At 58.8% G+C, this 12,271-nt stretch carries 10 protein-coding genes; 3 read left to right on the top strand and 7 right to left on the bottom strand.

Going from position 1 to position 12,271, the window contains the following annotated elements; genetic code table 11:
• Window positions 1-5: 5 nt before the first annotated feature.
• Window positions 6-665, bottom strand: coding sequence for a TetR/AcrR family transcriptional regulator C-terminal domain-containing protein (locus tag JZX87_RS11275; RefSeq protein ID WP_206825449.1), 660 nt, complete (start codon window positions 663-665; stop codon window positions 6-8).
• Between the two features lie 114 nt (window positions 666-779).
• A complete protein-coding gene (locus JZX87_RS11270) occupies window positions 780-1,685 on the bottom strand; it encodes an AraC family transcriptional regulator (RefSeq protein WP_206825448.1) in 906 nt (301 codons plus the stop codon).
• 190 nt (window positions 1,686-1,875) lie between these two features.
• Here JZX87_RS11270 and JZX87_RS11265 point away from each other — a divergent pair, with 190 nt between their 5' ends.
• Window positions 1,876-2,925 carry an NAD(P)-dependent alcohol dehydrogenase gene (locus tag JZX87_RS11265; protein ID WP_206825447.1) on the top strand — a complete coding sequence of 350 codons (1,050 nt, stop codon included), beginning with the start codon at window positions 1,876-1,878 and terminating at the stop codon, window positions 2,923-2,925.
• Window positions 2,926-3,053: 128 nt separating this feature from the next.
• Here the strand turns inward: JZX87_RS11265 and JZX87_RS11260 are convergent, their stop codons facing one another.
• From JZX87_RS11260 to rpiA, 4 genes are all read right to left on the bottom strand, one after another.
• Window positions 3,054-4,427, bottom strand: coding sequence for a class II 3-deoxy-7-phosphoheptulonate synthase (locus JZX87_RS11260; protein ID WP_148148464.1), 1,374 nt, complete (start codon window positions 4,425-4,427; stop codon window positions 3,054-3,056).
• A gap of 176 nt (window positions 4,428-4,603) precedes the next feature.
• The gene (gor, locus tag JZX87_RS11255) at window positions 4,604-5,992 is read right to left on the bottom strand and encodes a glutathione-disulfide reductase (protein ID WP_206825446.1); all 1,389 of its coding nucleotides are present in this window, start codon (window positions 5,990-5,992) and stop codon (window positions 4,604-4,606) included.
• A gap of 110 nt (window positions 5,993-6,102) precedes the next feature.
• Complete coding sequence (locus tag JZX87_RS11250; protein ID WP_148148466.1) at window positions 6,103-6,723, bottom strand: DUF2059 domain-containing protein; 621 nt, start codon at window positions 6,721-6,723, stop codon at window positions 6,103-6,105.
• 18 nt (window positions 6,724-6,741) lie between these two features.
• Entirely contained in the window at window positions 6,742-7,437 is a 696-nt protein-coding gene (rpiA, locus tag JZX87_RS11245) for a ribose-5-phosphate isomerase RpiA (protein WP_148148467.1), read from the bottom strand.
• A 177-nt stretch (window positions 7,438-7,614) separates the two neighbouring features.
• On the opposite strand from rpiA, the gene JZX87_RS11240 reads away from it, so the two are divergent.
• Window positions 7,615-8,304: an HAD-IA family hydrolase gene (locus JZX87_RS11240; RefSeq protein ID WP_148148468.1), complete on the top strand. Its 690-nt coding sequence runs from the start codon at window positions 7,615-7,617 to the stop codon at window positions 8,302-8,304.
• Between the two features lie 57 nt (window positions 8,305-8,361).
• On the opposite strand, the gene JZX87_RS11235 is transcribed toward JZX87_RS11240, so the two are convergent.
• Entirely contained in the window at window positions 8,362-10,176 is a 1,815-nt protein-coding gene (locus tag JZX87_RS11235) for a L,D-transpeptidase family protein (RefSeq protein ID WP_502711313.1), read from the bottom strand.
• A 577-nt stretch (window positions 10,177-10,753) separates the two neighbouring features.
• Between JZX87_RS11235 and fumC the strand changes: the two genes are divergently transcribed.
• Window positions 10,754-12,145 (top strand): class II fumarate hydratase, encoded by a 1,392-nt coding sequence (fumC, locus tag JZX87_RS11230; RefSeq protein WP_148148469.1) that lies wholly within the window; start codon window positions 10,754-10,756, stop codon window positions 12,143-12,145.
• Window positions 12,146-12,271: the final 126 nt, after the last annotated feature.

The raw sequence follows: 12,271 nt of genomic DNA, 5'->3' as shown, positions 1-12,271 counted from the left end.
TTGTCTTATCGTCCGGCGGATACGCGAAGCGCGTCCGCGGTTTTCTGCTCGACGCCGTGCAGCGCGAGGAAGGCTTCGACCGCCCTCTCCGCCTGGCGCGAATTGTCTTTCAGCCCCGGCTCGCCGAGCAGCATGCGAACATGCAGATCGGAAACGATCAGGCCATAGAATGTGTGGTAAGCCGCATCGGCATTCTCGAAACGCAACAGACTTGCCCGCTTGCCGGCATCCATCAGCGCCATGGCACGACGATCGATCTGCCTGCGGCCATGCTCGACTAGAAGCTTGCCGAGCTTGGAGCCATCGCGGCTCGTCTGGCCGATCGCCAGCCGATTGAGAGCCAGAGAAACGTCACCGCCCAGAACCTCCAGAAGATCGCGCCCGAACTGTTCGAGATGCTGTTTCAGAAGCTGTTCCGTCAGTTTTTCGCCCGAACGGTCAGCGGTGCGAACCTTGCTCGCCTGATAAGCGATCATTGCGGCCAGAACACCGTCGCGGTCACCGAACCACTTGTAGAGGCTTTCCTTGGAGCAGCTTGCGGCACGGGCAAGTCCCGACGTCGTCAACGCCTTGTCGCCACCTTCAACGAGAAGACGAAGCGCCTGCTCCAGAACCTCGTTCTGGCGCGGCGAAAACTGGGGCGTGTCGGCGGTATCGGGTCTCACTTGCGGCTGCTCCTCTCAGGTACCGTACGGTACGGTTCTGGCGTATAAAGCAATTCCGCTTTCCGTCAAGCCGGATTTGCAAACGGCGACGAGGAATTTGAAGAAGAAGAAAAATCAGCCCGTGGGCGAAACCCGGACCGAATCCATGTCACGCGCAGGAGACAGGCCGTAAAGGCGGCTATACTCGCGACTGAACTGCGACGGGCTCTGATATCCGACGCGGTGGCCGGCATTGCCGACGTCTAGCCCTTCCACCAGCATAAGCCGCCGGGCTTCGTGAAGCCTCAACTGCTTCTGGTATTGAACTGGCGTCATCGCCGTGATCGCCTTGAAATGATGATGGAAGGACGAGACGCTCATGCCGACATGTTCGGCCAGTTCCTCGATCCTCAACGATCCGGCAAAGTTTTCCTTCAACCATGCAATGGCGCGCGCCACCCGGTTGCCGTGGCTGTCGGCGATCGCAATGTTGATCAACTGCCCGCCTGCCGGCCCCGTCAGGATGCGATAGAGGATTTCCTGTTCGATCAGAGGCGCGAGAGACGGGATATCGCTTGGACGATCGAGCAAGCGCATAAGGCGAACGGAAGCATCCAGAAGCTCGGGCGTGGCGACATTCACCACGATACCTCGTTGATTTTTGCTCGGCCCCACCGGCTTGGAAAGCCCGTTTCTGCCCATCAGATCGAGCACCTTTTCGCTGCTGATCGCAACGGTGATACAGAAGTGCGGAACCTCGGGACTAGCTTCGACGACCCGCCACGCGACGGGAAGTTCAAGTGAGGTCAGAAGATAGTCGCCAGCGCCGTAATTGATCGTATCACTGCCGAGTTGAACGCATTTCGCACCCTGAATCACCATCGCGAAACACGGTCTATAGCTTCCATGGCAAGGTTCACTCGGCGATGTCCTCCGGCTGATTCCCAGCCCTTCGATTGTCGTCGTACCATCGCCCTCGTCTTTCGCGTAACGCGCCGCGATAGAAGCAATTTCCTGATAGGGATTGAAAGGGAGTGTCATTGAGCCATTTCTCCGAAGCAGGCCGCGAACCGTTTCCACTCTATAATCCCAGATTGCCGCCGCAACGAGGGGTACCTCGCAATCTTGCAGGATTGTGCAAGAAGCTTGGAGGATCGATCTAACGCCTGCCCGGTGTCGTGACGCATAGTCCGGCCGTTGATTTTCAACCCATCAATGAATGGAGTTCCCCATGCCCATCGCCAGAGGCTATGCTGCGACCGACGCGTCGAGCCCGCTCACCCCTTTCACCTTCGAGCGCCGCGAACCGAATGATGACGACGTGGTCATCGACATCAAGTTCGCCGGCATCTGCCATTCCGACATCCACACCGTCCGCAACGAATGGAAGAACGCGGTCTATCCGATCGTTCCAGGCCATGAGATCGCCGGTGTCGTCAAGGCCGTCGGCTCCAAGGTCACCAAGTTCAAGGTCGGCGACCATGTCGGCGTCGGTTGCTTCGTAGACAGCTGCGTCGGCTGCGCCACCCGCGACCTCGATAACGAACATTACCTGCCGGGTCTGGTTCAGACCTATAACGACGTCGACACGCTGAACGGAAACGCTCCCACCCATGGCGGTTATTCCGACTCGATCGTGGTCAAGGAAGGTTATGTCCTGTCGATCCCGGAAAGCCTGCCGCTCGATGCATCCGCCCCGCTTCTGTGCGCCGGTATCACGCTCTATTCGCCGCTGCGCCGCTGGAGTGCAGGCCCGGGCAAGAAGGTCGCGATCGTCGGTATGGGCGGCCTTGGCCATATGGGCGTCAAACTCGGCGCTGCCATGGGTGCCGATGTCACCGTGCTCAGCCAGTCGCTCTCCAAGAAGGACGACGGCCTGAAGCTCGGCGCGAAAGACTATTACGCCACCAGCGACGCCGAAACCTTCAAGAAGCTCGCAGGCACCTTCGACCTGATCATCTGCACCGTGTCGGCTGAAATCGACTGGAACGCCTATCTTGGCCTGCTGAAGCCGAAGGGCAGCATGGTTGTCGTCGGCGCTCCAGAAAACCCGATCCCGGTTCACGCCTTCTCGCTGATCTTCGGCGCCAAGGAACTTTCTGGCTCGATGATCGGCTCGATCAAGGAAACCCAGGAAATGCTGGATTTCTGCGGCCAGAAAGGCATCGTCTCTGAAATCGAGAAGATCAACATCAGCCAAGTCAATGAAGCCTATGAACGCGTTCTGAAGAGCGACGTCCGCTACCGCTTCGTCATCGATATGGCTTCGCTCGACGCCTGACCCGGCGGACATATCCGAACGCCATGACCGCCATCGATGATAGATGCGGAGGTTGCGGCGAATGTAAAAAGAAAAGGCCGGCGATTGCCGGCCTTTTCTCATTCCTGAAGCAGGGATTGCGATATCGCTCAGCCGTTGACGACCATCCGCTTTTCGTCGCGACCGGTCTTCATCCGTTCGGCCAGAAGGAAGGCCAGTTCCAAAGCCTGATCCGCATTGAGACGCGGGTCGCAATGAGTGTGATAGCGATCCTGAAGATCCGCGCCGGTGACAGCGCGCGCACCGCCGGTGCATTCGGTTACGTCCTTGCCGGTCATTTCGACATGGATGCCGCCCGGATGCGTGCCTTCGGCACGATGGATCTGGAAGAAGCTCTCCACTTCCGACAGGATCCGGTCGAACGGCCGGGTCTTGTAGTTGTTGAGCGTGATCGTGTTGCCGTGCATCGGATCGCAGGACCAGACAACCTTCTTGCCCTCGCGCTCGACGGCGCGGATGAGCTTCGGCAGATGTTCTGCAACCTTATCGTGGCCGAAACGGCAGATCAGCGTCAGACGACCAGCCTCGTTTGCCGGGTTCAGCGCATCGATCAGCTCGATCAGGTTGTCAGGCTGCAGCGAGGGGCCGCATTTCAGACCGATCGGGTTCTTGATGCCGCGGAAATATTCCACATGCGCATGGTCGAGCTGGCGGGTGCGGTCACCGATCCACAACATGTGGCCGGAGGTCGCGTACCAGTCGCCCGAGGTGGAATCGACGCGGGTAAAGGCCTCTTCATAACCGAGAAGCAGCGCTTCATGGCTGGTGAAGAAATCCGTCTCGCGCAGGCTCGGCTGGTTGTCAGCAGAGATGCCGATCGCGCGCATGAAGTCCATCGTTTCGCTGATGCGATCCGCGAGCTTCTTGTAACGCTCGCCCTGGGGTGAGTCCTTGACGAAGCCGAGCATCCACTTGTGGACGTTTTCCAGGTTGGCGTAACCACCCATGGCAAACGCACGCAAAAGGTTCAGCGTCGCCGCCGACTGACGATACGCATCGAGCTGGCGCTCCGGTGACGGAATACGGCTCTCCGGCGTGAAATCGATGCCGTTGATGATGTCGCCGCGGTAGGACGGCAGCTCGACATCGCCCTGCTTCTCGAAATTCGAGGAGCGCGGCTTTGCAAACTGGCCGGCGATACGGCCAACCTTCACGACCGGCAGCTGCGCGCCATAGGTCAGGACAACAGCCATCTGCAGGAACGAGCGGAAGAAGTCGCGGATGTTGTCCGCGCCATGCTCGTAGAAGCTTTCGGCGCAATCGCCGCCCTGAAGCAGGAAGGCATCGCCTTCCGCAACCTTGGCAAGCTGCGCCTTGAGGCGGCGTGCCTCACCAGCAAACACGAGCGGGGGAAACTTCGCCAGCTGGGCTTCTGTAGCCGCCAGAGCGGCCGGATCGGGATATGCCGGAACCTGCTGGATGGGTTTGTTCCGCCAGCTGCTCGGGGTCCAATTCTGTGCCATTTGTCTCACCTGTGGGACCGGACCACCGGGTCCGGCCGTTCCTCTTCACAATAGTGGCGGCTTATAGACCGTGATGCCGCCTTTGCCTAGCCGCTTTGGACAGCTCGTTTCGGTGAACGATCAGTCCTCGGAGACGCCCTTGAAAGACGCCTCCGGCCTCTGAAATCGGTCGGTTTTCAGACGCGCTCGCCGTTCTTTATCCGATAGCTCGGATTGTACATGGTCACGAGTTCTTCGGCGGCCGACGGGTGCAGTGCCATCGTCCGGTCGAAATCGTCCTTGGTCGCACTCGCCTTGAGGCAGATTCCGAGAAGCTGCGCCATTTCACCGGCCTCGTGGCCGAGAATATGTGCGCCTACAACCTTGCGGCTTGCCGCATCGACGACCAGCTTCATGATCATCCGCTCGGAGCGGCCGGAGAGAGTCGCCTTCATCGGGCGGAATTCGGCGCGATAGACTTCCAGCTCCTCGTAACGCTTGGCGGCTTCCTCTTCCGAAAGTCCGACCGTGCCGATTTCAGGCTGCGAGAAAACGGCTGTCGGGATCAGGTCATAATCCGGCGAGGTCGGATTGTTACGATAGACCGTCTCGATGAAACACATGGCTTCGTGGATTGCGACCGGCGTCAGTTGTACCCGGTCGGTGACGTCGCCCAGCGCGTAGATATTCTCCACGTTGGTTCGGGAATATTCATCGACGACGATTGCACCGCGCTCGTCGGTCTTCACACCGGCCGCTTCAAGTCCGAGACCCTTTGTGTAGGGGTCGCGACCGAGTGCCAGCATGACGGTATCGACGGAGAGCGTCTCGCCGCATTTGGTGCGCGCCGTCAGTCCGCCGGCAGGCGCCTCGGCGACTTCCTCGATCACGTCGGTGAGGATGATCTTGATGCCCTTCTCGACCATGGCCTTGTGCAGCCCCTGGCGCATGTCGTGGTCGAATCGGGACAGGATTTCCTTGCCGCGATAGATCAGGGTCGTGTCGACGCCGAGGCCGTGAAAGATGTTGGCGAATTCAACGGCAATATAACCGCCGCCGGCGATCAGGATCGACTTCGGCAGGGTTTCGAGATGGAACGCCTCGTTGGAGGTGATGCAAAGCTCGTGACCGGGAAGCGCGCTATGCGGGTTGGCAACGCCGCCTGTGGCAATCACGATCCGTTCGGCCGTCACCGTCTCGCCGGTCTTGATGAGCCGCACCGTGTGGGCATCGACCAGTTCTGCACGGCTATCGAAAATCCCGGCCTTGTTGTTTTCAAGCCCACGACGATAAAGCCCTTCCAGACGGGTGATTTCCTTGTCCTTGGCTTCGATCAGCTTCGCCCAATCGAACGTGCTTTTTCCGACCTCCCAGCCGAAACCGGCGGCGTCCTCGAAATGCTCGTGAAATTGCGATGCATAGACGAAAAGCTTCTTCGGCACGCAGCCACGGATGACGCAAGTGCCGCCGAAACGATATTCCTCGGCGATGCCGACCTTCTTGCCGAGGCTGGCCGCGACACGCCCTGCCCTTACACCACCGGAGCCTCCGCCAATTACAAACAGATCATAGTCATAGGCGGCCATTCTAATCTCCTTCGGCATATGGGGTGATGCCGCATATAGGCATGTTCCTGAACAAGAAAAAGCCCGGATCGCTCCGGGCTTTTGATAAACATCCTGCTTTCCTCAGCCGATTACGGCTTCGGCAGGTTGAGCGTCGGTGCAGGCGCGCGCGCAGGGGCCGGAGCGGCTGCGGCAGGCGCCTGAGCTGCGGGGGCCGGAGCAGCTTCTGCCGTCGGCATCTGGATCGGATTGGCATCGATCACGCCGCGCAACTTTGCGGTGCTCTGAGCCGTCAGGTCACGCGAAATGCCGTTGCTCCAGATTTCGGCGGCGCGGCCGAGTTCACGGGCAACAAGCGGCGTGCTGGTCATCAGCTTCTTGCCTGCTTCCGTGTTGAAAAAGGTGGCGATCGCCTTGAGTTCGTCGACCGAGAAGCTTTTGGCATAGATGGTTGCCGCTTCCTTCTCGAGGTCGGCGCGGCGCGGGGCCAGCGTCAGGGCCTGCTCGTTGACGATCGCGGAAATCTGATCCTGGAAATTGGGGGAGGACTGAATGAACTGCGCCTTCAGATTTTCCGCAAGAGCCGGCAGAATATTGTCGTATCGATCCGTGACGTTAAGCGCCTTGATCGCGTCGCGCGCCGCCGCCAGATGAGCCTCCGGAATTTCCTGGGCACGCGCCTGAACAGCCACGGTGCCGGACAGAAGAACAGCTAGCACGACGGCACGGCCGAAAACCGCGGATTTGATCATGAGTGAATGCTCCTACTTTTATTTGGCCTGAAGCGTCCGCGCTCCCGCCGGGCCGGCGATGATCGCAAGGGACGCCATATGAATGAAAAGTCCGTGTTCTACGACGCCTGGAATCGAATGCAGTTCGGCTGACAGTGCCTCTGCATCAGGAATGCGGCCAAAAGATGCGTCGACGATGTAGTGGCCGCCGTCGGTGGTGAAGAGTTCGTCGCCAGCCTTGCGCATCGAGAGCGAGCCACCGAGACCAAGCCTCGCCGCCGCCTTTTCGATCGCAACGCGCGTCGCCATCTGCCCGAACGGGTTGATTTCGATCGGCAGCGGAAATGCGCCGAGCGTCTCGACCAGCTTGCTTTCGTCGGCAATAACGATGACGCGTTCGGATGCAGCGGCAACGATTTTTTCGCGCAACAGAGCACCGCCGCCGCCCTTTATCAGACTGAGATTGCCGTCCAATTCGTCAGCGCCGTCAATCGTCAGATCGAGTTCAGGAAGCTCATCCAGCGACTTCAGCGAAACCCCAAGCTCCAGGCAAAGCCGTGCTGTTCGTTCAGAGGTCGGAACACCCTGAACACGCAAACCTGCATGAACCTTCTCGGCCAGAAGACGAACGAATTCCTCCGCCGTCGAGCCGGTCCCGATGCCAAGCTTCATCCCGTCTTCGACATGCGCAAGTGCTGCTGCAGCCGCCTTGACCTTCATTTCCCGGGCGTCCATGCGCCTGTTGCTCCCCATTGTTCCAGCCGAGACGCTGTTTACACGCCTGATTGATTGAGCGGAAGACCCCCGCAGTCGTTTCTCACTGCCAACATGCGGCACCGGCGGCCTTTCCAAGGGCGCTTCGGCGTGCTTAACCGGACAGACCATCCAAAGCAGCAGTGAGGTAATATCCCCGTGAGTTCTCCCCTCGTCATCTTCGATCTGGACGGCACGCTGATCGATACCGCGCCCGATCTGATCGACAGCCTAAACCACACGATTGCGCCAGTCGGCCTTGCTCCCATGACGCTGGACGATCTGCACCATCTCGTCGGCCAGGGCGCACGAGTGATGATCAAACGTGCCTTCGAATTGCGGAACGTCCCGCTCGACGAGGCGGATGCCGACACCCTTTTCAACAATTTCGTCGAACATTATCGGCACAACATGCCGGGCAAAAGCCAGCCGTTTCGGGGCACGGTCGAATGCCTTGAGCGCCTTGCCGCTGCCGGCATGACACTTGCGATCTGCACCAACAAAAGCGAGGCACTCGCCATCCCGCTTATCGAGACCTTGGGCCTGAGCGACCATTTCGCGGCGATCACCGGCGGCGACACATTCCCGGTCCGCAAACCTGACGCCGCCCATATCTTCGGCACAATCGAAAGGGCCGGAGGATCGAGAGATCGGGCGGTCATGATCGGCGACAGCATCAACGACATTCTTGCCGCCAAAAATGCAGGCATTCCGTCGATCGGGGTCGATTTTGGCTACTCCGACGTTCCGATAGCAAGCCTTTCGCCCAGCAGCGTAATCAGCCACTTTGACGCGCTAACCGATAATCTGGTGAGAGACCTCTTGGTCGCCAGCAAGGTCGTCTCCTGAACCTGCAAAAAAGGCGACCGATCGGTCGCCTTTTTCGTATCCCGATATCCCGAAGGATCAGATGCGCGCCTTCGTCGTGGCATCAAAAGCCTTTTGGACCGCAACATCACGATCATAGACGTCATCGAAATATTCGATTGCGCCGTCCTTGTTAGGCCATGCGGTGAAGTAAGCGACATAGACCGGAATCTTCGCATTCACCTTTTCGGCGACATTCTTGCCGGCGGCAATTTCAGCGTCGACCTGCTGCTCGGTTACCCCAAGCACAGCTGCGGCCATCTTGCGCGGCTCCTGCAAGCGCACGCAACCATGGCTGAGCGCACGCATGTCGCGCTGGAAAAAGCTCTTCGATGGCGTGTCATGCATATAAATCGCATGTGCGTTGGGGAAGAGGATCTTCAGGTCGCCGAGAGCATTGTCGCTGGATGGCGGCTGGCGCACGGAGATGTTGTTGGTCGAACCATACCAGTTGACCGCGCTAGACGGCATGACCTTGCCGTTGACGGCGACTTCATAACCGGTGCGGTCGAGATAACTCGGATCCTGGCGCAGCTTGGGCAGCATCTCGTTGACGATGATCGACTGCGGCACGCCCCAATAGGGATTGAACTCGACCGTCTGGATCTGGTCCTCGAAGAAGAATGTCTGATGCGCCTTGGCGCCGATGACGACGCGCATCGAGAACTGCTCAGCGCCGTGATCGTGATAATAGACGCGGTAGGCGGGCTGGTTGATGAAGACGTAGCGCTGACCGAGATCATCCGGCAGCCAGCGCGCCTGCTCCATGGCAACGACCACCTTGTCGATCATGGCCTGCGGAGAATGACCGGCCATCTTTCGCAGCGTCGCGGTACCGATGACGCCGTCGGCCTTCAGACCGACCTCACCTTGAAACGATTTCACCAGTTCGACCAGTTCAGGCGTGTATTCCGGAGTCTTCTGATAGGCGGCAAGCGTTGCGGCATGCTGCGTCCTAAGCGATTCTGAGCCCTTCTTCTCGATCACGGCCACGATCTGCGGCAGGTCTGTGCTTACATTACCGGGCTTCAGCAACAGTTTTTCAGGCAAAAGGATATCGTCACCGGCGCTAGCTGCCTCGGCCTTCAGCTTTGCGAGTTCCGCCTTGAGTGCCATAAAATTCGGACCCTTGGGCGCCAGGCCTTCGAGATAGACTGCAGCATCGGGTGCCGTCGCAGTCGATGACAGGGTCTGCGAAAGATTGACGTCCTTACGTTTGAAATCGTGATATCCGGAAATGCGGTTCGGATCGATCCGGCCACGCACCATATCCTGCGCGAACAGCAGCGCCTTGCCGGACAGCGCTAGCTCGAACTGCATCAGTTCGGCATCATGGGAAACCGCCGGCTCTGCAGCGACAACGGGAGCAGATGCAGCGGATTCAACTGAAGGCGCAGATGCATTATCGGTGGCCGGGGCGGCAGTTGTGTCAGCAACCGGCGCCTGTGCAGCTACAGGGGCAACGTCCGCAGCCGTCGCATCGACTGCGGGTGCAGCAGCCGGCTCAACGCTTGCGGTTGTCAGTACCGGCGGCGTCAGCAGATAGTCGGCCGGATCAAGCCCGTAGTCCCCTGCTCTTTCGAAAAGCGCGAGGACTGCCCTCGCCTTGTCGTTGATCTCACCACCGGAAACCCAAAGCGGCGCCGTGGCCTTGCCATAATAGGCCTCGAGCACGGATGCGACATCTCCGGGTGCCGAAACCTTGGCGTTCGCCATTGCCTGGAACGGGGCCACAGCGGAGGAAGAGAAACCTGTCCTTACCAGACGCTGACTGTCCGCCTTGTATGTGTAGTATCGAGGACCGGTAACCTTGGGCAGAGGCTCGGGATCAGCCAAGGCGCGCTCGCTCGGCATTGCCTCTTGCGCCCTTGCATTTGCCTGAGCTGCACCATCGCGCTTGCCTGGCCCACCGCGAAGAATATCCATAAGAGTGATGGCATGGGCCGGAGCAGCCGCTCCTGCAAAGATGGAAATACCCGACAGGAGCGCCAGTGCGATCGATGTCTTCTTATGTGTGTGCTGCAATGTAGTCCCCGTGACCTTCGTCCGCGTCTCGTTGGCGGGCTCGACTTCAGTATCACGCCATCTATCCGATCGCGTGAGGGATGGAAAGAAAACGGTCGTTCACTTCTCGGTTCCAAAAGACTGAAAAAAGCGACGAGCCGATCTGCATAAAGGTTAAGAAAGTATTGGTTAATTTTTTGCTGACAGCCGACACGATCTTACCCGCAGCGTCGGCCTACCCTCCGCATAAATCGGTTCGGCGTGTCATGAAGGACACGCATTTGCTGCTGCAAAAAGCCGCATCGGAAGCTTGCGGACGTCCGGCAATCGTATAGTAATGCGCCGCGCCGGTACGGTTACGCCTCCACCATATATTTATCGAGGATCGCGACGCCGGTGAATGCATCAGGGAGAAAAGGCAACAACCATGGCATCGACCCGCACCGAAACCGATACGTTTGGCCCGATCGAGGTCGCGAGCGACCGCTATTGGGGCGCTCAGGCGCAGCGTTCGCTTGGAAACTTCAAGATCGGCTGGGAAAAGCAGCCGCTTGCGGTGGTTCGCGCACTCGGCATCGTCAAGCAGGCCGCAGCTGTTGCCAATATGGAACTGGCAGGTCTCGACAAAGGCCTTGGTAAAGCAATTATCGACGCCGCCCAGGAAGTTATCGACGGAAAGCTCAACGAGCATTTCCCGCTCGTCGTCTGGCAGACCGGCTCAGGCACGCAGTCGAACATGAATGCCAATGAAGTGATCTCCAACCGGGCAATCGAAATGCTCGGGGGCGTCATGGGCTCCAAGAAGCCGGTACATCCGAACGATCACGTCAATATGAGCCAGTCGTCGAACGACACCTATCCGACAGCCATGCATATCGCCTGCGTCGAAACGATCGTTCGCCACCTCCTGCCGTCGCTGAAGCATCTCCACGAAGCACTGGAAGCGAAGGTCAAGGCCTTCAGCCACATCATCAAGATCGGCCGCACCCACACGCAGGACGCAACGCCGCTGACGCTCGGCCAGGAATTTTCGGGTTACGCAGCCCAGGTCGCATCGGCGATCGCCAATATCGAACTGACGCTGCCGGCGCTCTCAAAGCTGGCACAGGGCGGCACTGCCGTCGGTACCGGCCTGAACGCCCCGATCGGCTTTGCTGAAAAGGTTGCCGACGAAATCTCCAAGATTACCGGCCTGCCTTTCGTCACCGCGCCGAACAAGTTCGAGGCTCTTGCCTCGCATGATTCGATGGTCTTCTCGCATGGCGCCATCAACGCAGCTGCAGCCGCCCTCTTCAAGATCGCCAACGACATCCGTTTCCTTGGCTCAGGTCCTCGCGCCGGCCTCGGCGAGCTTTCGCTGCCGGAAAACGAACCGGGCTCATCGATCATGCCGGGCAAGGTCAATCCGACCCAATCTGAAGCGCTCACCCAGGTCTGCGCGCACATTTTCGGCAACCATGCGGCGCTGACTTTCGCCGGTAGCCAGGGCCATTTCGAGCTTAACGTCTACAATCCGATGATGGCCTACAACTTCCTGCAGTCGGCACAGCTTCTTGGCGATGCTGCAGTCTCCTTCACCGACAATTGCGTTGTCGGCATCGAGGCACGCGAAGACAACATCAGAAAGGGTGTCGAGAACTCGCTTATGCTCGTTACGGCCCTGAATTCGAAGCTCGGCTACGACATCTGCGCCAAGATCGCCAAGACCGCCCACAAGAATGGCACGACGCTACGCGACGAAGCAGTTGGCGGCGGTTACTTGACGAATGAAGAATTCGATCAGTATGTCCGTCCGGAAAACATGATCGGCCCGAAATAAATATCATGAAACAGGGTTTCGCATTCCGGCGCGCAGCCGGAATGCGGCCACTGCATACCACAATTGCACCCATCATCATACAACTATAGATAAATCAAAAGATACTTAGTTGCGACACATAATCAC

The sequence above is a fragment of the Agrobacterium sp. Ap1 genome (genome assembly GCF_017313375.1).
Lineage (GTDB): Bacteria > Pseudomonadota > Alphaproteobacteria > Rhizobiales > Rhizobiaceae > Neorhizobium > Neorhizobium cellulosilyticum.
The sequence above is the reverse complement of the archived record's forward strand: the minus strand, read 5'-3'. Positions and strand labels throughout refer to the sequence as shown.

Coding starts and splice junctions, on each gene's coding strand:
- rpiA (WP_148148467.1), bottom strand. CDS start 7,437: ATGGACGCCCGGGAAATGAAGGTCAAGGCGGCTGCAGCAGCACTTGCG.
- JZX87_RS11270 (WP_206825448.1), bottom strand. CDS start 1,685: ATGACACTCCCTTTCAATCCCTATCAGGAAATTGCTTCTATCGCGGCG.
- JZX87_RS11250 (WP_148148466.1), bottom strand. CDS start 6,723: ATGATCAAATCCGCGGTTTTCGGCCGTGCCGTCGTGCTAGCTGTTCTT.
- gor (WP_206825446.1), bottom strand. CDS start 5,992: ATGGCCGCCTATGACTATGATCTGTTTGTAATTGGCGGAGGCTCCGGT.
- JZX87_RS11235 (WP_502711313.1), bottom strand. CDS start 10,176: ATGCCGAGCGAGCGCGCCTTGGCTGATCCCGAGCCTCTGCCCAAGGTT.
- fumC (WP_148148469.1), top strand. CDS start 10,754: ATGGCATCGACCCGCACCGAAACCGATACGTTTGGCCCGATCGAGGTC.
- JZX87_RS11265 (WP_206825447.1), top strand. CDS start 1,876: ATGCCCATCGCCAGAGGCTATGCTGCGACCGACGCGTCGAGCCCGCTC.
- JZX87_RS11260 (WP_148148464.1), bottom strand. CDS start 4,427: ATGGCACAGAATTGGACCCCGAGCAGCTGGCGGAACAAACCCATCCAG.